The following is a 19968-nucleotide window of genomic DNA, read 5'->3' as shown; positions in this document are numbered from 1 at the left end:
GTTCGGCTTCGCGCCGGTGTCGCGCGAGGAGGTGCCGGCGGCCGTCCGGCAATCGGTCGAGTTCACGTCTGCGTGCCCGGCGTCGGCGGTCGTAATGGTCGCGCGCGTGAGCTGAACGCCGTACGCGCTGGTTTTTGACCGGCGTCGGCGGGGCGGGTTACAATGAAGGGTCTTGCCGGCCGGAGCGTGCCTCCAAGTCCGACAACGCACCGACCTTCATCGCGTGGGCCTGTGGCGCAGCTGGGAGCGCGCCTGAATGGCATTCAGGAGGTCACGGGTTCGATCCCCGTCAGCTCCACCAGCCTTCGCTCGACGACGTATTGGGAAGCGTCGAGCTACGGCTAGGTAAACCAACTTCCCGAGCGAAGGCTGTCTCGCCGTAGCCCGAAGGGCGAAGGCGGGCCGGAGGTTGGATCCCACAACCGTCCTTCGGCTATGCTGTCCCACCGCATGTCCCCGAACTCGGATCGCATCCGCACGAGGAAGCGTCCGTCCACGGCCGTCACCCGCACGAAGCCGCCCGAGTTTCGCGTGCAGCGCTTCGTGCCCTATCTGAGACCGCGGCAGATAATCCTCAGCCCGGAAACCGAGCTGCGCTACCGAATCGAACGTCTTCTGGGCGAGGGAGGCTTCGGCCAGGTTTATCTCTCGCGGCGGCTCGGAATGTCTCCCACCGTTCCCGAGACGGTCTGCATCAAGATCAGCGCTCGCATCGACGGCTGGCTGCGCGAGGGTTACTTCGGGCAGCTCCTGGACACCCATCCGCGGGCGATTCGCGTCTACGACGTCTTCCCGCTGATACCGTCCGGGAGCCGGGCGAGCGACGTCCTCTATTGCCTCACGCTCGAGTACGCGCCCTACGGTGACCTCAGCACGTTCTTGCGCCGCACGGGCAAGGGGTGGCCGGAAACGATGGCTCGCCGCGAGATTGCCGGCGTTCTCGAGGTCCTGACGAAGCTCCACCGGGGCCAGCTGCTCCACCGCGATCTCACCCCTCTCAACGTGTTCGTTTGCGAGGGGCGTCGTTTGAAGCTCGGGGACTTCGGCATCGTTCGTCAGCAAAGCGATCACCGGGGGATCACGGCACGCACCCTCAATGTGCTCACCGCGCCGAGCGATATTCTCGCCGGCGAGGCGCCGAAATGGCAGGCGCGCGACGACGTCTACCAGGTCGGGCAGCTTCTGGCGATGCTGGTGAAAGGTGACGCGCAGAAACGGATTCGCACTCCCGACGTCCGACATCTGCCCTGCAGCGATCACCTGAAAGAGATCATCTACCGCTGCATCGGCGAGCGCCGGAAGCGGTACGACAGCGCCGACGAGATGATCGAGGCCCTGAGAAACCCACCGGCGGCGCTCGAGCCGGGGGCGCTGCGTACGCTCGAGGGCGTGCACCTGGCGTTCACCGGCATCTTGAGCAAGCCGCGGAAAGAGGCGATCCGGGCTGCGCGACGGGCCGGCGCGATCGTCCACGGGATGCCCTCGGGGCGGACGAGCGTCATCGTCCGCGGCCGGCCGAATCCGCTGCAGGCGGCGGGCCGGGATGCGGGCCTGAAGCTGATGGAGATCAAGAGGCTACGGGAAAAGGGACACCGGATCACGCTGCTCGGCGAGAAACAATTCTGGCGGCTGGCAGGCCGGCGGCGGGCCCCGCGGCGCGCCAAGTAAGTCCCAACTCGGTTGTGATAGGTTTTCGCGCCGGAGGTCCTCATGAAATCGATGGGACTCGCGTTTTCGCTGCTCGCGCTGAGCTGCGCCGGGCGGGAAGAACCAGTCGTCATTCCCGAGTACGACGCGGCGACGTTTTACGACACGATCACCTTCGGAGGGCCGCTCTCGTTCTCGGCCGACGAAACCCGTATTCTGGTGACCTCGGACGAAAGCGGCGTATTCAACCTGCGGGCTCTCCCCGTCTCCGGTACGGGAGCGCCCGAGGTCCTGACCGTATCCGACGACAACGCTCAGTTCGCGGTCAGCTACTTTCCTGGAGACGATCGGCTCCTGTTCACCGCCGACGAGGGAGGCAACGAGCTCAATCACCTCTTCGTCCGCGAGGCGGACGGCGCTACGCTGGACCTCACCCCCGGAGAGAATCTGAAGGCGATGTTCTTCGGCTGGAGCGAGAGCGGTGATTCCTTTTGGGTGCTCACCAACGAACGGGACCCCAGGCACTTCGACGTCTATCGCTTCGAATCGCAGGACTACCAGCGAGAGCTGATCTTTCGAAACGATGCCGGATGGTCTCCGGAAAGCATCAGCCGGAACGGACGCTTCCTCAGTTTGCTGAAGTCGATCACGAACGCCAACAACGATATCTATCTCCTCGATCTACAAGGAGGCGAGGAGCCCCGTCTCATCACCGAGCACGAAGGTGACGTCGAGCACGCGCCGATGGGCTTCACGCCCGATCACCGGGAGCTCTACTATCTGACGAACGGCCACGGCGAGTTTCGCCAGGCATGGGCTTACGAGATCGAATCGGGCTCGCACCGGCTCGTGCGCAAGGCCGACTGGGACGTCATGTACGTCGCGCTATCCGAGACGGCGAAGTATCGCGTCTCCGCGACCAACGAAGACGCACGGACGGTTCTCGAAATCGTGGATACGAGCACTTCAGCCCCAGTCGACCTCCCGGAGCTTCCCGAAGGAGACATCACCGGGGTCGTCATCTCCCGCAGCGAGCAGCGAATCGCGTTCTACGTGAACAGCGACACCTCACCGAGCAACGTGCACGTGCTCGATCTCGCGACGGGGGAGCATCGCAAGCTCACCGAGGCCTTGAACCCGGCTGTGGATCGGGAGCACCTCGTCGACGGCGGCGTCATCCGCTACCCGAGCTACGACGGCCTCGAGATTCCCGCGGTCTTGTACCGGCCCCACGATGCCTCGAGCGAGAACCGAGCGCCGGCCCTGGTGTGGGTGCACGGAGGCCCCGGCGGCCAGAGCCGCAAGGGCTACAACGCGGCGATCCAGCACCTCGTCAATCACGGATACGCCATTCTCGCGGTGAACAACCGTGGTTCTTCGGGCTACGGAAAGACGTTCCATCACCTGGACGACAAGAAACACGGCGACGTGGACCTGAAGGACTGCGTCTGGGCCCGCCGCTACCTGGAGTCTCTCGATTGGGTGGACGGATCCCGCATCGGCATCATCGGAGGGAGCTACGGCGGATACATGGTGGCGGCGGCCCTCGTGTTCGAGCCGGATGCGTTCGACGTCGGCATCGACATCTTCGGTGTCACGAACTGGGTGCGGACGCTCGGGAGCATCCCCCCATGGTGGACGGCTCAGCGAGAGGCCCTGTACGCCGAGCTGGGCGACCCGGCGACGGACGAGGAGCGCCTTCGCGCAATCTCACCTCTGTTCCATGCCGAAAACATCGTGAAGCCTCTCCTCGTGGTGCAGGGCGCGAACGACCCGCGCGTGCTGCAGGTGGAAAGCGATGAGCTCGTCGCCGCGGCCGAGGCGAACGGGGTGCCGGTCGAGTACGTCGTTTTTCCCGATGAAGGACACGGCTTTCGCAACCGGGACAATCGCGTCACCGCCTCGGAGCGCTACGTGGCCTTTCTGGATCGGCACCTGAGAGGTGAGGATTCGTCGGAGCCCATCGAGTAAGTCGACGCGAAGTCCGTGAGCCTTTGCCTACAATCCCAGGACTCTTTTCACACCCGACCCGACTTCGGCGAGATCCCTGGGTGACGCGCGGCCAATCTTCCTTTTCAATCGGGACTTGTGGACTGGGCCAATGGACTCGCATTTCGCGAAGGTCTTCTCTTTGAGCCCGGTCTTGGCCGAATCCTCGGTGAGTCTTACGCGGAGCGGTCCCTCTTTCGTCGTGAGCGGCACGAGCAGCACGTCGGGGCGAAGGTCGTTGATCGCATTGATACTGAGCACCAAGGCGGGGCGAGGCTTCGGGAATGCGATGGGCTCTACGAGCCAAATATCTCCTCGGCTTATTCGCTCCACATCGCCTCGTCGAACGTTCGCTCCCAGGAGTCCTGCTCCCGACGCTCGTCATCGTCCTCTCGGTATCCGGCGAGTTGTTCCCGGAGGCGTTTGTCGTCCACCATCCGTTTGAAGCGCGTGAGGACGCGTTCGAGTTTCTCGGACCTCGTTCTTCCCGGAAGCGAATCAAGAAAGTCTAGGAGCGGCTCCTCAACAGTTGCCGAGATCTTGCCTTTCATACATCCTGTCCTCCATAGCGTCCTATATAGGATAGTATATCGCCGTCGCCACTTGGCAAACGCCTCGGCGGGAAAGCGCGGGTGACCGATTGTGTCGTCCACGACTTCCTCCTTTAACGAGAACGGTTTTCGCGCTATATTCCCCTGGAGGGGCGCCGCAACGGAGTTGCCCGCGCCTTCGCACACCAATCCCTCATCAGGGCCGCATCAAGAAGAACCCGGTGCCCCCCGAGCCAGGAGCCGGAGGGTGGCTTCATGGAGAGCGGCGGGTCGAGCCAGAGACCATCGAGACTCGGTCATTTCGAGATCACCGAGGTCTTGGGCGTAGGGGGAATGGGCGTGGTTTTCCGCGCCCAGGACCTCAGGCTCGGGCGTCAGGTCGCGCTGAAGGTTCTCTCCCGCCGGCTTTTCACGAACGAGGGCGCACGGAGCCTCTTCTTCCGGGAAGCCAGGCTCGCCGCGTCGCTGACGCACCCGAACATCGCGGCGATTTACGAGATCGACGAAGAGTCCGGCACGCCATTCATCGCCATGGAGCTCGTTCCCGGGGTCACGCTCAAGGAGTCGCTGCTAGAAGGTCCCCTTCCCGTCGACCGGGTCCTGTCCATCGGCTGCCAGGTCTGTGACGGTCTCGCCGCGGCACACGAGCTCGGTGTCGTTCACCGGGATGTGAAATCCGCAAACATCATGTTGACTCCCGAGGGTCGCGCCAAGATCCTCGACTTCGGGTTGGCCAAAGCTTCGATGGCGTCTCGCGGCGCGAAAGCGTCGGAAGAATCCTCACCGCCGATCGACTTGACGCCGGTGAAGCCATTGATGCCGAGCCCCGGACCCTCCGTTTCCCAACGGGAATGGACCGACACGGGGCTCCTGTTCGGCACGCCAAGCTACATGTCACCCGAACAGGCACGTGGGGAAGCCGTGGATCCTCGAAGCGATCTCTTCTCGCTCGGCGTCGCTCTTTACGAGGCATCCACGGGTGAGCTCCCCTTCCAGGGCCGCAACGATCGAGAAGTGATCGAGGCGGTGCAGTTGAAAGAGCCGATCCCTCTTTGCGAGAGCCGGGCTCATCTTCCCCCGGACTTCTCACGAGCGGTGGAGAGGTGTCTGGCCAAGGATCCGGGGAAACGCTACGCGAGTGCCGCCCAGCTGAGGGACGAGCTGGCGCGACTGCAAACGAGGAGAAGTCTACGTCCCTGGCTGCCCTGGGGCAGACTTGGAGAACGCTTCCGCCTGGCGGCCGTGGCGGTCGTCGTGATCGCCATCGCCGGGCTCTATCTCACGGGAACGAGGCTCGGCGATCTGGCGGGGCGGGCGGACGACCTGAGGAACGTTCCCATCGCCAGCGTGGAGCGCATCGCCGTGCTCCCCTTCGAGAGTATCTCCAGTGACGAGGACGAAAGCTATCTCGCGAACGCCGTTCCCATCGAGCTCACCGCGCGTCTCGGGCAGCTCGGCGCGCTCCGGGTCGTTCCCTGGAGCTTCATGAATGGCCTGGCGCGTGGCTCGTCGATGAAGCTCGGTGACATTGCGAAGGCCACCGGCGCGGATGCCGTCGTGGAAGGAGCGGTCCAGTTCTCGCCCCCTTCGAAGGGCTCGGACCGAAGGCTCCAGGTCCACGCACAGATGTTCGATGCGCGCACCGGCACGGTGCTCTGGTCTCGCAGCTTCGAGCGCGGACTGGGTGACTTCTTCGAGCTGCAGAGTGAGCTGGCGAGGCACATCGCCTCCCAGATCCGCATCGGGCTGGCGCGTCGAGAAGAACGCCTGCTGGCCATGTCGCGTCAAGTGGCTCCGGAAGCCATGGAGCTCTATTTGCGAGGGCGGGAGGCTTCCGGACTTCGGACCGAGGAGTCGTTGATCGAGGCGGCTCGTTTCTTTCGCTCGGCCATCGATGCCGATCCCGGTTTCGCCGAAGCCTACGTGGGCCTCGCTCAGGCGGACGTACTCCTGTGTGCCTACTTTGGCTCCGTGCCGAGCGACGAGGCCTACCGGCGTGCCCTCGAGGCGACCGCAAGGGCTATCGATCTCGACCCCGATCTCGCCGAGGCGTGGACCTCGAGAGCCTTTGCACGCTACGCGTTCGCCCTGGAGTGGGACGAAGCCGAGGCGGATTTTCGTCGGGCGCTCGAGCTCGCACCGAGCTCCGCCGAAGCCCATCATTGGTACGCGGACTATCTCACCGCCGTTGGCCGCCACCAGGAGGCCATCGATCACGCCCGGCAGGCCGAGGAGCGGTCTCCGCTGACGCCCATCATGAGCCGCGACGTCGCCTGGGCCTATTTCTACGCGAGACGCTACGATGATGCCATCCGGCAATTGGGGAGGACGCTCTCGCAAGATCCGGATTTCACTCCGGCGCGCACTCTTCTCGGGCGTGCCTACGTGGCCGTGGGACGTTCCGAGGAAGGCATCGAGGAGCTGCGAGCCGCGGGAGAGGCCTATCTCGCCATGCTCGCGCAAGCGCAGGCGCTCTCCGGACGTCGTGCAGAGGCCGAGCAGCTGCTGAGCGAGATCCTGGCCCGGCCGACTCTCTCGCCCGTTTTACCGTATGAGGTGGCCGCCGTCTACGCGGCACTCGGCGAGCCCGACGAGGCCATTGCCTGGTTTCGACGAGCGATCGAGGAACAGGACGCGACCATTACCAATCTCAAGACCGATCCGACGCTGGACAGCCTTCGGGAAGATCCCAGATATGCGGGGCTTCTCCAGGAGCTCGGATTTCCGGAGTAAGGGTCCCGGTTCGTCGAAAAGAGGAAGACCATGATGACCTACGATGTCACGACGAGAGACAGGGTCGAGCTGACTCGACTGGCTCAACCACCAGCGGCCAACGCGCCGCCGGAGGAGCACCTTCGTTTCGCGGAGGCGCTGGTCCTTCTCCGTTCCCACTTCGGCGATTCACCCGGCAGCGTCGCACAGACCGTGATCGACGTGACCACTCGTGTCATCGAGGGACCGATAGCGCCGCCGATGCAAGCTTCGGCGCGGGCCACGAGAGGATTCGCCCGATATGTGTTGCAGTACGATTGGCATGGAGCCAAGCAAGACTTCGACGCCGCGGTGGGATACGGTCCCAGCTCGTTGGTGCATCTGTGGCGCGCCGATTTTTTCACGGCCCTCGCTTGCCACGACGAGGCGATAGCGGAGATCGGTGAGGTGACTTCGAACGCACCGATCGTGGAAAGAGACCGAGCCCGGGCCCATTATTTTGCGCGCAACTACGACGAGGCCATCTCTATCCTCACGCGTCTTCTCCAACGAGAGCCGGATTTCGCTCCGGCACGAGCGCTTCTCGGGCGAGCGTACGTCCAGAGGGGCAATCCCGATCGAGGGGTCGCCGAACTGCTGCGTGCGGGAAGCGGCTACGAAGCGATTCTGGCCTGGGCCTATGCCTGCGCCGGTTTGAGAGGTGACGCGGAGGAGGTTCTGGGCAGCCTGGTCGCGGATCCTGCCAGCAAGGGTGTTCTTCCTTACGAGATCGCCCTCGTTCACCTGGCTCTGGGCCACATCGATGAGGCCCTGACGTGGCTCCGAATCGCCTACGAGCAGCGCGACCCTTCGATGACCGATCTGGCAACGGATCCGGCGCTCGATGGCCTGAGAAACGATGATCGATACCGCGTTCTCGTGAGGGAGGTTGGCTTCCCGCTCGTTTTCTTCATAAGGAGGCGTAATCCATGACCGACGAGTCGAGACGACCCAAAACCAGCGACGGGGCACAAAAAGTCTCGCGTCGAGATCCGGAGCCCGGACGCGATGCCGTGGAAGCGCTTCGACTCGCGGTGGCCGACGCGCGGCGGGGGCAAGCCCCTCCGCTTTGCAAGAAGATCCGTCGTATCGAGAGCTCTTAAAAGACCGAGGCCCCGAGACCGCGGAGGCGCTGGACCCAACCGATGCCTCAGTCCAGGCCGCGCTACCGGCGCTCGCCTCACATCGTGAGCTACTGGTCTCGCGAGGGGCTCGTTTTTCACAATTACGCAACCGGCGCGAGGGTCACCGCGACACCGCTCGCCACGAGGCTGCTTGACGCCTTCGACGAGTGGCGCGAGCCCGAGACCCTCTTCGAGACGATTCCCGAGTTCAGCCGCTCCTCGCTGCGAGAAGCCGTCCGAAAGCTCGCGAGACGAACTCTCTTGCAACGATCCGACCGGCCTGCTGATGCCGCCGAGCGCACGATGGATCCGTGGGAGCCCTGGAACCCGGCGGCAGGCTTTTTCCACTTCACGACCAAGGATCTTCCCTACGATCGCGGCGAGGCCGAGGCCGATGCGTTCCTGAGCCGAAGGCTCGCGCAGGGCCGGCCGCCTGAGGCCGTCAAAGGTTACGCCGGTCCGGTCACGCTCTTGACGAAGCCGAGCGCGCCGGGAAGTTTCTCGGACGTTCTCGCGGCCAGGAGGACGTGGCGCCGGTTCTCCCGGTCTGCTCTGTCGCTGCCGGCTCTCAGCACTCTGCTCGGACTCACTTTCGGAATACAGGGCTGGGTCGATCTGGGGGAGCTCGGCCGCGCGCCGCTCAAGACGTCTCCGTCAGGCGGCGCCCGGCATCCGATCGAGGCCTACGTGGCGGCACGGCGGGTCGAGGGTGTCGACGCGGGTCTCTATTACTACGACCCGGACCGCCACGGGCTCTTGACGTTGAGGCGCGGGGCCACCCGCAGAACCTTCCGCGCGTACCTTCCCGGTCAACCCTGGTACGAATCCGCCGCGGTACTGATCTTGATGACGGCGGTCTTCGGCAGGACGGGATGGCTGTACCCGCACGCTCGGTCCTACCGAACCGTCCTTCTCGAAGCCGGCCACCTCTGTCAGACTTTTTGTTTGACGGCGACGGCGCTCGGTCTGGCGCCCTTCTGCACCGATGCCCTCGCCGACACCCGCATCGAGCGGGACCTCGGCCTCGATGGCGTCGGAGAATCCGTGATCTACACGGCCGGCGTCGGGGCCCGCCCCGCCGGCGTCGATTGGGCCCCGTGGCCCGACGAAAGCGAAGTGCCGCGGCGCTTCCCACCGAAAAGCGAGGCCCGACCGCGCGGAGCCGGTAGAACGAAGTAGAATTGTCGCGGAAGTGACTGGGGTCTGGTGGCCTCCTCGGACTTCAAATCCGATGGTCCCGGGTTAGCCCTCGGGACGGTGGGTTCGATTCCCACGCACTTCCGCCACGTAAGTTTCTTATTTGTAGTAACTTGGGCTGGATAGCCAGCCTGGCGATCGATGTTGGCGTCTCCAACCGCCGCTTGAGGATTGAAATCCCCCGGGTGAATTCGTTGATCGGCGGGACGATCTGACGGACAGGTCCGAACCCGCCCGTCCCGCAGCCCGAACGCCCCACCCAACGATAGCTCGTCTCGGGTAGGATGCTATCTATGGATCCCGTCACTGGCCTCCATCACTCGCTCCGTCGCGCCTGGCGCCAGCGCGGCGCCACGCTCATGGTCTCGGGTTTGCTCGCGACTGGGATTGGAGTCTGCGGTGCGACGTTCACCGTCGTCCACGCGCTCTTGTGGGAAGAGAGGGCGATCCGCGCACCCGATCGACTCGAGGTGTTGTGGCGCTTCGATTCAAGGACCGAGGTGCCTTTTGTCGAAGTTTCTTTCCCCGATTATCTCGACTGGCGGCGCGACAACGAAACGCTCGAGGACCTCGCGTGCTTCGGCGCTGCCAGTCACTACGGCGTGATCCAGCTCGACGAGCCCGTGCCCGTCGACATGTCCGATGTTTCCGTCTCGTTCTTCGACGTCCTCGGCGTCAAGGCCGTGCTCGGTCGCACATTCTTGCCAGAAGAGGAGCTCCCGACGGCGCCGCGAGTCGTCGTGCTGAGCCACGGTCTGTGGCAGGGTCTCTTCGCCGGCGCCCGAGACGTCATCGGGCGTGAGATCCGCATCGAGAGCAACGATTCCGGCACGTTCACGATCGTCGGCGTGATGCCCGAGGCGTTCGATTTTCCGAGCGGTATCGAGCTCTGGGCCGCCATGCAACGCGATCGACCCTTGACCGACGAGCGTTTGCTTGCCTATTCGTTCATGGTCGGTCGACTGAAGCCCGGGGTCGATCGTGCCGAGGCGAAAGCGGAGTTGGACGGTCTCGTCGCCGCCACCGACGCGGCCTATTCGGCCGACCGCGGCCGAGAGCACACGATGGCGCTGACGACCTTTCTCGACTACCACCTCGGCGCGGGAACGCGCACTGCACTGAGGGCACTTCTAGGAGCCGTCGCGCTCGTGCTCATCGTCGCGTGGGTCAACGCAGGTAACATCCTCGTCGTTCGTGCAAGTGAGGAGGAACACGAGCGGACGATTCGGCGCGCGCTCGGAGCGTCACGTCTCGACATCGCTCTCAGGACTCTGTCCACGGCCAGCATTGCGGTCGCCGTCGCATTCCCTGCTTCAATCGCGATCGCGATGGGAGCTCTCGCGGCGTTTCGCCGTTTCGGTCCTCCGGACATCCCAGGACTCGACCAGCCCCGATTGGGGATCGTCGCGGTGACGTTCATGGTAGCGCTGGCTCTCGCATCGCTGGTACTCACGGGCGCCTTCGGGGTGGCGCGGGCTCATCGGGACGGAAAGAGCCGTCCCGGCGGAAAGCGCATGCTGGTGATGGCCGAGGTCGCCGTCGCTGTCATCGTCTCGGCGGCCTGCGGGCTCACGCTGCGGTCGAGTGCGCATCTCGCTCGAGCCGACCCCGGCTACGACGTCGGAAGACTTCTCATGTTTGAGCTCGTGGCGACGGACACGCACTATCCCGAGATCGCGGACAAGAGGGCTATGCACCGCCTCGCGCTCGAGCGCATCCGCACGATCTCCGGCGTCTCGTCTGCGTCCGGCGTTTTGCTGCGTCCGTTCGCCCACGGCTCGGTCGGCTGGGATACCTACTTCGTGGCCGAGGATCAAACGTTTCGTTGGCAAGAGGTCGAGTACGAGGGCCGCACGTACCGCCTTCCGGAGTTCGCGGCAGAGCAAGTGAACCCGATCTGCAATGTGGAGATAACCACCCCTGGTTTCTTCGACACGATGGGCATCGAGTTCGTCGAGGGGCGCGACTTTCGCGAGAGCGACGACGACGAGAGTCCTCACGTCCTCATCCTCAGCAAGAGGCTGGCCGAGTACTTGTGGCCCGGCGAGAGCGCTCTGGGGAAGGGCCTCTACGTGCCCGAGTCCCGGTTCAACGAGGAGCTAGTCCGCCAACCGAGCCGCGTGATCGGAGTCGTCGAAGACGCCCATTACCGCGAGATTGACGACATCCGTTTCGATATCTACTACGCTTACGCGCAATCTTCGATCCCACTGAGAAACCTCGTTGTGCGCACCCACGGCGATCCTCTATCGATCGTCTCGCAGATTCGACGAGAAATCCGGACGATCGCACCTTCCGTCCCACTAGGAGGGCTCGTCACGTTGCGCGCCGTGATGGACGACCAACGAGCTCCATGGCGTTTCAACGCGTTCCTGTTCACCGTGCTTGCGGTGGTAGCCGGGTTGATGACGGCTCTTGGAATTTTCGCCGTCGTATCGCGAAGCATCGTCGAGCGGCGGCGAGAGATCGGTGTCCGCATGGCGATTGGCGCGAGAGCCAAAGATGTTGTGCGGCTCTCAGTCAACCGCTCGATGAAGTCCGTTGTCCTCGGCATCGCGACCGGCACAGCGGCCGCGCTGCTCCTGTCGCGGTTCATCGCGTCGCTTCTGTACGGGGTGGCGCCGACCGATCCGCTCACCTACGCGGCGAGCGCGCTGGCGTGGATTGTTGTCGCACTTCTCGCAAGTTATGCTCCTGCGCGACGCGCGGCGCTCGTCGACCCGGTGGTCGCGCTGCACCACGATTGAAGAATCATCACGTCCGACTCCTTTGCCCGTGGCCTTGCGCAGAGTGCATAATCGAGCGTGAACTTCGTGATCGTCGGCCGTGTCACGGAGGTTGAGATCATCGCCGTCGGCGGACGCATCCGAGACATAATGCGTCTTCGGCGGCAATTCGGGCCGGGTCGATGGCGGAAGCTCAAAGGCGTGGCGACGATTCGTCTCGCCAGCGGTGTCCTTAGAAAAGCCGAGTTACATTGGTACGAGGCACACGGCCTCGGCAAGAAGAAGATGAAGATCAAGCGATTTCTGGACTGATTTGATGGTGGTGAAGAAACCGAAGCAGTTCGCGCTGTGCGTGAGGACCGACGACTGCGAAGACCTCGAGTTGAGGAAGGTCTACGCTGTGCTCTCGGACAAGCGCGCCGCCAAGGATGGCTACCTACGGATCATCGACGAATCCGGGGAGGACTACCTCTATCCGGAGACGTACTTCGTCATCGTGGACCTGCCCGAACGAGCCAAGGAAGCGTTGGCGAGGACGGGGTAGCCCCTCGGAACGCCGAATCTCACGTACCTACGCGTTCTCGGGTGAGCGCTCGTACACGATGTCCAGGTCGACGTCAGCCGGACGGAGCCATGGATCGTGCCCGCGACGCCTCTAACGATGATGTATGCGACCCCGCCTTTCGCGAGAGCCTGCAAGAGGCTGTTATGCCGGTAAGTGAAACTGTGATATTGTGAAAATGTGAAAAACGTGACCGTTTCCATCCCCGACGAAGTCTACCGGCTGGCCCGCATCAAGGCCGCCGAGCGCGAGACGTCCGTTAGTGCCCTGGTTCGCGAGTTTCTGATGAAGCTCGGTGAGGCCGAATCGGATTTCGAGCGCCGCAAGAAGCTCCAGGCCGAAGTGTTGAGCACCATCAAGAGGTTTCGCGCTCGGGATCGTCTGAGCCGCGAAGAGGTGCACGACCGCGATGCGCTTCGTTGACACCAACGTGCTCCTGTACTCTGCCAGCACCGCACGCGAGGAGAAGACCAAGAAGGAGATCGCTGTCGCTCTTCTCGAAGGCGACGACCTCGCGCTTTCCGTCCAGGTGCTTCAGGAGTTCTACGTGCAGGCCACGAGATCCCGTAAGTCCGGGCGACTCAGCCACGACGAAGCGAGCTCCTTGGTCGAGGCGTTCGCCCGCTTTCGCGTCCAGGAAACGACGCTCGCTCTGGTTCGCGCATCACTCGATGCCAGAGAGCGCTTCGGGATCTCTTATTGGGACGCCGCCATCGTCGAAGCCGCGCGGAGCCTGGGCTGCAAGACGGTGCTCTCGGAAGACCTGAACGATGGGCAGGATTACGATGGCGTGAGGGTCGAGAACCCGTTTCGTGCCTGACCGAAGTACGACGAAGTCGACGAGAGCGAGCGAGATCGTCGTCCTGAGCTTGCCCGAGGAGACGACGAACTGACGATGGCGCGGAGCATGGCCACGCTTCAGGCGTACGGCGCGCTCTATCAACCGCAGTACCGGAAATCGATACGCTAACATGCTCCCACCGAAGCCCGACGACGAGGACGACGCCATCGACGACACCGTCGTCGTTCCCATCGAGGACGCGATCGATTTGCACGCCTTCGCCCCCGGCGACATCCCCTCGGTGGTCGAATCCTACCTCGAAGCCGCGCAGGAGAAGGGGCTCACCGAGGTGCGCATCATTCATGGGCGCGGCAAGGGCGTTCAGAAAGAACGCGTACGGCAGGTGCTCTCGCGGAGCGCGCTCGTCGAGCGCTTCGAGGAGGCGACACCCGACCGCGGCGGCTGGGGCGCGACGGTCGTCAACCTGAAGCTTCGCCGGTGAGAAGCGCGGGAAGCCACAGGGATAGAGCGGGAAAGAACGTCACCAGAAGCAGCACGACGAAGAGCGCGAAGATGAAGTACACGTTGACGCGCATGACCTCCCACATCGGCACTTTGGCGATCGAGCAGGTCGTGATCAAGACCGAGGCGACCGGCGGGGTTTGCTGCCCGATGGCGAGGCTCACGGTCACCATGAGACCGAAATGGATCGGGTCGAGACCGAGCTCGGTCGTGAGCGGCAGCAGCACCGGCACGAGCAGCACGATCGCGGCGGCGCTATGGAGGATCATCCCCGCCGCCAGGAGAATGCCGTCGATGACGAGAAGCGGCAGCACTTCGCCTTCGACGCGCTGGAGCACGAAGCGGGCGAGCCGTTCGGGAACCTGCTGGTTCGCGAGATACCAGCCCAGGACGGCCGATCCGGCGACCAGGATCATGACCACCGCCGTCTGGCGGGCGGACTCCACCAGGATCGGGGGGAGCGCCCTCGGCCCAATCTCGCGATAGGCGAAAAGACCGAGTCCGAGAGCGAGCACGACCGCGACCGCAGCGGCTTCCGTGGCGGTGAAGATGCCGGCGAAGATTCCGCCGAGAATCACGACGGGAAGGCTCAGAGCGAGAACGGCCCGTTTGCCACTCTCACCGACCCGGCGCCACTCGAAGGGCTCGGAGTCGGCGAAACCCTCCCGCCGGGCGAGGACGTAGCTCGTGAGCATGATGGCGATGCCCGACAGGACACCGGGCACGATACCCGCGATGAAGAGCTTCACGATGGAAGCTCCGGTGATCGCGCCGAAGAGGATCATGGGGATCGAAGGGGGGATGATGATCGCGATCGTAGCGGAGGAGGAAAGCACGGCGGCGGCGAATCGCGCGGGGTAGCCCCGTTCCTTCATCGCGGGGATGAGAACGCTTCCGAGCGCGGCGGCATCGGCGACCGCCGATCCCGAGACCTCGGAGAAAAACATGCTCGAGAGCGTCGTGGTCATCGCCAATCCGCCGCGAACGAAGCCGACCAGGCTCGCGGCGAAGTCGACCAGCCTTTTCGAGAGCCCCGCCTCGTTCATGAGCGCGCCCGCGAGGATGAACAAGGGCACGGCCACCATGGGAAAGCTGTCGGTTCCGTTGAACAGACGCAAGGGCACGACGGTGAGAGGCGTTCCCGTCGTGGCGATCACGAGGATGCTGCCGGCGATGAGCGCGTAGCCGATGGGAAGGCCGAGCAGGATCAGGAGGCCGGTGAGTACGATGAGCAGCAGCTCCACGGTTCAGCCCGCCCGCAGCGTTCTCGCGATCTGGATCGACTCGACGAGCAGCATGAAAATCGCCGAGACCGGCAGCACCGCGTAGATGTAACCCATGGGTATGGGAAGCGTGATCGCCCTCTCGGTGAGGAGACGAGCCACGATCTGAAAGCCGTAGACGAGGAGCACGAGATGAATCGCCACGAGGATGGCATGGTTCGCGAGTCGAAGCGCGAAGCGGAGCCGGTCCGGCGCCCTCTCGAGAAGGTTCTCGATCCCGATGTGCTGGCCCTGGGACTGGGCGAGCACCGCGCCGAGAAACGTGAGCCAGACGAGCAGGTAGCCCACGAACTCGTCGTACCAGCCGAAGCTCGATCCGAACCCGTAGCGAAGGACGACCTCGACGAAACAGATCCCGGCGATGGCAGCCAGGGTGGCGGATGCGGCCGCGGCGAGAGCCGTTCGGATCGCGCCCTCGGCGCGATCGAGCCAGGAGCTTGCCATCACTCGGCCGCGCGATGGCCGCGGATGGTCTCGACGAGCTCGGGGCCGAACTTCTCGTTGAACTCCTCGAAGAGCGGCTCCGCGGCCCGGGCAAAGGCCTCGCGGTCGATCTCGGTAATCTCCAGGTCTTCCTCCAGCTGCACGCGGTACCGCGCGTCCTCTTTTTCGCCCAGCTCCCGATGGTAGCGGCCCACTTCCCGGGCCACTTCCTCCACGCCGCGCCTTATGTCCTCGTCCAGGCTCTCGACGTACTGCCGGCTCATGAGGGGATAGGCAGGCGAGTAGACGTGCTTCGAGAGCGAGAGATAGCGCTGGACCTCGTGGAAGCGGGCGGGGACGATCTGGGAGAAGGGGTTCTCCTGGCCGTCGATGACGCCCTGTTTCAGGGCGGAGAAGACCTCGCCATAGCTCATCGACGTCGGATTCGCGCCGAAAGCGCGGAAGAGCTTGACCCGCTCGGGGTCCTTTGGAGTCCGGATCTTGATACCGCGGAGATCCTCCGGCCGAACGATGGGACGCACGTTGTTGGTGATCATCCGAAAGCCGTTCTCCCAGAAGCCGAGAAGCACCAGATCGTGCGCGAGGAGGCTCTCACGAAGCTTCGCGCCGATCGGGCCTTCGGCGATGGCTTCCATTTGGGCGCGATCCTCGATGAGAAACGGCAAATCGAAGACGCCGAACAGGGGCTCGACCGAATGAAGGACCGACGAAGGCACGTGCATCTCGAGCGTTCCGAACCGGAGGCCTTCGAGCATCTCCTTGTCTTCGCCCAGCTGCGCCGAGCCGAAGATGCGGACCTCGACGCGATCGGGAAAACGCGCCTCGAGGAGCTCTTTGAACTTGCGAGCGCCCTGGTCGAAGGGGGATTGAGGAAACCCGATGTGTCCGAGGCGAATGACGAGCTTGCCGTCGTCCGGTCCCCCGGCGCACGCGGCGAGAACGCTCAGCAGGCAGGCGAGACCGGCTCCAGCCGCAAAACGCTTTCCGCCTCGTCTAAAGGAAATTAGCCGCATGCCCTCGGAGGTCGAAGGCTAGCACAATGGTCGAATCGCCGCTAGATGAAGACGCTTGTGACTTATCTCGTCACGAGCGGTCGATGACGCTCACTCCAAGACTTCCGGCCGGCCGCGCAGGAAATCGATTGCGGCCGATAGGTCCCCTTGCTGTCCTCGGTCGGCCATCTCTTCCATGAGATCGAGATCTGACTTCGTGGCGAGGTCGGTGAGAGTCAGGTCGAGGCTTCCGCCCGGTGGTTGCGGATTGAAACCGTCTCGCAGGGTCATGAGATAAAAGGCGATGTCCCATACTTCCTGACTCGAGAAGGCTTCCTCGAAAGACGGCATCGAGGTTCCGGTCACACCGAGCTCGATCACGTTGAAGAAGTAGTACGGGGTCGCATCGCGCATCCGCCCCTCCTCGCGAAAGCTTCCCGGAGCCGGCTCCAACCACCCGGCCGCCCAGCCGTCTCCGTCACCCATGAGGCCATGGCACACCGGACAACCTCCGGCCTGATACGAACGTTTGCCGCTGGCCAGGTCGGGCGTGGTGAGAGGTGAAGAATCCGTGGCCAGTTCCGCGCTCAGCTCATTGACGAGCGTTTTGGAAAGATCCGAAATCGAATAGAGGTCGGACTTTTCGTAAACCATCTGGCGCAGCTGCTGCAGCTCGAAAACCGTCTCACTCTTCTCGAGCCCCTGTTGAAATCCCGTGTAGATCTCGATTACCTCGTCGCAAAACGTCGAAATCTCGCGATACTCGAATGGATTGATGATCGAGCCATCCTCGACGGCGTCTCGATAGTCTCTACCGATGTATTGCAGCATGAGAATGAGCTTCCGGTGATCCCGGGCGGCTCGGCTCACGACGACGTCCTGCGGCCTCTCGACGTCGTTCCGCAGGAGTCTCGCGGCAATGACGAAAGCAACGGCGAGGAATACGACTGAGACGGCGGTTCGCTTCAATTCGTTTCTAGAGCGCGGCCCAGGGTGGACGTTGTTCCACTCGGACCCTCTGGGTCAGCAGGGCGCCGTCACGAATGAGCTTCAGCTCCAGTACCGTATTCGCCTCTGTCCGGAAGAGTATGCTCTCGAGGTGCATGGTGGTCATGACGATCTCGTCATTGACCATCACCAGGATATCGCCGCTTCGAATGTCGGCCTTTCCCGAAGGGCCTTCCGGCCATACAAAATCGACCAGGATCCCGCAACGCTTGTGCATGACCCGGCGGACGATTTCGACGGAATCCCGGCCCATGTGACGAACGCTGATTCCCAGCCATTTGCGCTCGAATGTCGGATAGGCCAATAACAGCTCCAGAATCCTGTTGACGTCGGCGATCGGTGTGGCATGTTCCTCTCCGGGCCCCTCGTCCGGACATTCCTTCTTCCGGGGCATGTTGATCCCGATCAGGTTCCCGTTATCGGTTACGAGCGGGCCGCCATGGGCAAAGGCGGGCAGCTCGATATAGGTATCGATGAGCTCGTTGCCGCAGCCCTCCAGGTAGATCGTCGAGTTGTTTTCCGCCTTGATGACACCGGCGAATATCGGACTTTCTTCGTTGGAACGCGGTCCGGCAACGGCCCAGACTCTGTCTCCCGAGCTGACCTCGGACGTGGCCGTCCGTTCGATCGCGGGATAGTTTTCTTCATCGGCCATCTTCAGTACCGCAAAGTTCAAGACCGGGTCGACCAGAAACATCCGCGCTTCGATCGTCTGGCCGTCGTGACGCGTAATCTCGAATTTTTCACACAACTTTCTTTCTGTCGGCGAGACGAATTTGTCGTAGACCGTAAACAACAGGCCGCTTTCATCGACGAAAAATCCGGTGCTTTCGGCAAACATCCGGTACTCACCTCTTCCGGCACCGTCGCGCATGTAGCCGGTGACCCGAACGACGGCGGGAACCAAAGCCTCGATGACGGCCGGCGCCTCTGGTTCTTGGGCCGGAGCGAGATTTCCCGCGAACAATCCCCCTAACAGCACCGGCAGGAGGATCTTTGCGTTCTGATTCGAGCCATCGCGGTTCATTTTCTACTCACTCTTTTCTCGATTGAGATTCGGAAGCGTGGCAGCCGAGGCAAGGTGGCTGCACGCGGTCTCCATGACAGGTCGTACAGGCCATTCTCTCACCATGCTCCTTGACCTCGAACATGGCTTGGCGTGAGAGCGGTGATTTCCATGCCTCGTGCTGCCGGATCTGTTTGAGAATCGGGACGGCGAGTTGTTGCCCGGTGGCGGAATGTAACAGGACGCGCTCGCCATCCTTCACCACGTTCCCAAACGGATTACCCCGCGAGGTCAACAGATAACCTTCCTGGCTATCGTAGAAAGCGCCTACGATGTCCGGTGGTTCTTTCACCAGGCCGCGAGCCGGACCCGCCGGATTCTTCCCTGGCTCGCCGCCATAACCGATCGGTAGTTCCCAGGGCGCCTTGTCGACGGTGCCGTGACAGTCCTCGCACCGTATCTCGACCTGGGCACGAGAAGACAGGGGGATGTTGCCGTCGCCGTGCATCTCGATCGAAGTATGGCAATCCTGACAGAGCATGGTACCGCCCATGTGGGTCTCATGGCTGTCCCCGTAATGGCTGATCGCGGATCCGATGGGATTGAGGTCTTCGTGCCGGACGTCGTTGTGACATCGAAAGCAGTTGTCTAACAGGATGCCACGAAAACTCTCGGAGTCGTCTCCGTTCACGCGGAGGGTAATCGTGGTGTTCGCCGTTCCCTGCAGGCGGTGCAGCAGGAGCTTGCCGGTTTGATTCCTGTCGATCGTGGGATCGCTTCCTAAGTAGGAGCCACCGGCACGATAGGGAACATGGCAGGACGAACAGCCCGTGCCGTGTTGGTCCTCGAGCTCGTTTTGGGCTTTTGGAATATGACAGCTAACGCACCGGGATTGCGTCACGCCGTCGGCGAGAACCGGAGGGGACTCCAACCTCTCGGTGAAAAGGTCCGAGTCCGACACGAATGACGTCATGAATTCCTTGTACACCGCCGAGCCCACAATGGGCACCTTGCCGTCGTCGTCCTCGATTGCATAGGAACCAAACCGTTTCTCGGTGCCCCCGGAGGCGGTTTCGTTCAGTGCGAAGCGACAAAGATTGCGATGGATCTTCGCCGTCTCCGTTCCCGTCGATGATTTCAGTAGACGCCTCGCATAGCCTTGATGGCATTGGCCGCAGGTGCGCTCGGCAACGAAGAAGCTCCCGGGGTTGGGATAGAAACGCTCCGGACCCATGGGTTGGGGTTCGCTCCTGTGGGCTTCTTCTTTGGTGGTGGCCGAAGGGGTTCCGCCGTGACAAACGACGCATCCCTCTGGATCGCCGAGTTTCCGGCCACGTGCTCGGATCTGTTCCATCATCTTGCCTTCGGCAAACGGCAGGATTCCG

The 19968-nt window shown here is 63.0% G+C and carries 19 protein-coding genes and 2 tRNA genes; 13 read left to right on the top strand and 8 right to left on the bottom strand.

The genetic code is table 11. The annotated features are described in order from the left end of the window. Positions 1–225 precede the first annotated feature (225 nt). From VEK15_04830 to VEK15_04820, 3 genes are all read left to right on the top strand, one after another. A tRNA-Ala gene (locus VEK15_04830) sits at positions 226–301 on the top strand. A 149-nt stretch (positions 302–450) separates the two neighbouring features. Then, on the top strand, positions 451–1668 hold the full coding sequence (locus tag VEK15_04825; protein HXV59995.1) for a protein kinase: 1218 nt from the start codon (positions 451–453) through the stop codon (positions 1666–1668). 42 nt (positions 1669–1710) lie between these two features. Beyond that, on the top strand, positions 1711–3618 hold the full coding sequence (locus tag VEK15_04820; protein HXV59994.1) for a prolyl oligopeptidase family serine peptidase: 1908 nt from the start codon (positions 1711–1713) through the stop codon (positions 3616–3618). A 27-nt stretch (positions 3619–3645) separates the two neighbouring features. Here VEK15_04820 and VEK15_04815 read toward each other — a convergent pair whose 3' ends face one another. Further along, positions 3646–3969 (bottom strand): type II toxin-antitoxin system PemK/MazF family toxin, encoded by a 324-nt coding sequence (locus VEK15_04815; protein HXV59993.1) that lies wholly within the window; start codon positions 3967–3969, stop codon positions 3646–3648. Continuing rightward, positions 3957–4289, bottom strand: coding sequence for a hypothetical protein (locus tag VEK15_04810; protein HXV59992.1), 333 nt, complete (start codon positions 4287–4289; stop codon positions 3957–3959). Before VEK15_04810 ends, VEK15_04815 begins: the two co-directional genes overlap by 13 nt. 153 nt (positions 4290–4442) lie before the next feature. On the opposite strand from VEK15_04810, the gene VEK15_04805 reads away from it, so the two are divergent. The 10 genes from VEK15_04805 to VEK15_04760 all read left to right on the top strand — a co-directional run bounded on the left by VEK15_04805 (position 4443) and on the right by VEK15_04760 (position 13830). Continuing rightward, on the top strand, positions 4443–6920 hold the full coding sequence (locus tag VEK15_04805; protein ID HXV59991.1) for a protein kinase: 2478 nt from the start codon (positions 4443–4445) through the stop codon (positions 6918–6920). Between the two features lie 30 nt (positions 6921–6950). Beyond that, entirely contained in the window at positions 6951–7871 is a 921-nt protein-coding gene (locus tag VEK15_04800; GenBank protein ID HXV59990.1) for a tetratricopeptide repeat protein, read from the top strand. Between the two features lie 212 nt (positions 7872–8083). After that, positions 8084–9241, top strand: coding sequence for a SagB/ThcOx family dehydrogenase (locus VEK15_04795; protein HXV59989.1), 1158 nt, complete (start codon positions 8084–8086; stop codon positions 9239–9241). A 9-nt stretch (positions 9242–9250) separates the two neighbouring features. After that, positions 9251–9348 (top strand) — tRNA-Sec (locus VEK15_04790). A gap of 204 nt (positions 9349–9552) precedes the next feature. Beyond that, positions 9553–12006 carry an ABC transporter permease gene (locus VEK15_04785; GenBank protein ID HXV59988.1) on the top strand — a complete coding sequence of 818 codons (2454 nt, stop codon included), beginning with the start codon at positions 9553–9555 and terminating at the stop codon, positions 12004–12006. 57 nt (positions 12007–12063) lie between these two features. Further along, positions 12064–12297 (top strand): hypothetical protein, encoded by a 234-nt coding sequence (locus VEK15_04780; protein ID HXV59987.1) that lies wholly within the window; start codon positions 12064–12066, stop codon positions 12295–12297. Between the two features lie 4 nt (positions 12298–12301). Next, positions 12302–12529: a hypothetical protein gene (locus VEK15_04775; GenBank protein HXV59986.1), complete on the top strand. Its 228-nt coding sequence runs from the start codon at positions 12302–12304 to the stop codon at positions 12527–12529. A gap of 207 nt (positions 12530–12736) precedes the next feature. Then, positions 12737–12970, top strand: a complete 234-nt coding sequence (locus tag VEK15_04770) for a hypothetical protein (GenBank protein HXV59985.1) — start codon at positions 12737–12739, stop codon at positions 12968–12970. Further along, a complete protein-coding gene (locus VEK15_04765; protein HXV59984.1) occupies positions 12957–13367 on the top strand; it encodes a PIN domain-containing protein in 411 nt (136 codons plus the stop codon). The genes VEK15_04770 and VEK15_04765 overlap by 14 nt, the downstream gene beginning before the upstream one ends. A gap of 151 nt (positions 13368–13518) precedes the next feature. Then, on the top strand, positions 13519–13830 hold the full coding sequence (locus VEK15_04760) for a Smr/MutS family protein (GenBank protein HXV59983.1): 312 nt from the start codon (positions 13519–13521) through the stop codon (positions 13828–13830). Here VEK15_04760 and VEK15_04755 read toward each other — a convergent pair. The 6 genes from VEK15_04755 to VEK15_04730 all read right to left on the bottom strand — a co-directional run. Further along, the gene (locus tag VEK15_04755; protein ID HXV59982.1) at positions 13808–15094 is read right to left on the bottom strand and encodes a TRAP transporter large permease; all 1287 of its coding nucleotides are present in this window, start codon (positions 15092–15094) and stop codon (positions 13808–13810) included. The genes VEK15_04760 and VEK15_04755 overlap by 23 nt on opposite strands. A gap of 3 nt (positions 15095–15097) precedes the next feature. Further along, a complete protein-coding gene (locus VEK15_04750) occupies positions 15098–15577 on the bottom strand; it encodes a TRAP transporter small permease (protein ID HXV59981.1) in 480 nt (159 codons plus the stop codon). Beyond that, entirely contained in the window at positions 15577–16590 is a 1014-nt protein-coding gene (locus VEK15_04745) for a TRAP transporter substrate-binding protein (GenBank protein HXV59980.1), read from the bottom strand. Before VEK15_04745 ends, VEK15_04750 begins: the two co-directional genes overlap by 1 nt. 90 nt (positions 16591–16680) lie before the next feature. Next, positions 16681–17538, bottom strand: a complete 858-nt coding sequence (locus VEK15_04740; GenBank protein ID HXV59979.1) for a cytochrome c — start codon at positions 17536–17538, stop codon at positions 16681–16683. 7 nt (positions 17539–17545) lie between these two features. Beyond that, positions 17546–18604, bottom strand: coding sequence for a S1C family serine protease (locus tag VEK15_04735; GenBank protein HXV59978.1), 1059 nt, complete (start codon positions 18602–18604; stop codon positions 17546–17548). Positions 18605–18611: 7 nt separating this feature from the next. Continuing rightward, on the bottom strand, positions 18612–19968 hold a 1357-nt coding region (locus VEK15_04730; GenBank protein HXV59977.1), incomplete at its 5' end, for a cytochrome C.

The sequence above is a fragment of the Vicinamibacteria bacterium genome, from assembly GCA_035620555.1.
GTDB lineage: Bacteria > Acidobacteriota > Vicinamibacteria > Marinacidobacterales > SMYC01 > DASPGQ01.
This window is presented reverse-complemented; position numbering and strand designations above follow the sequence as displayed.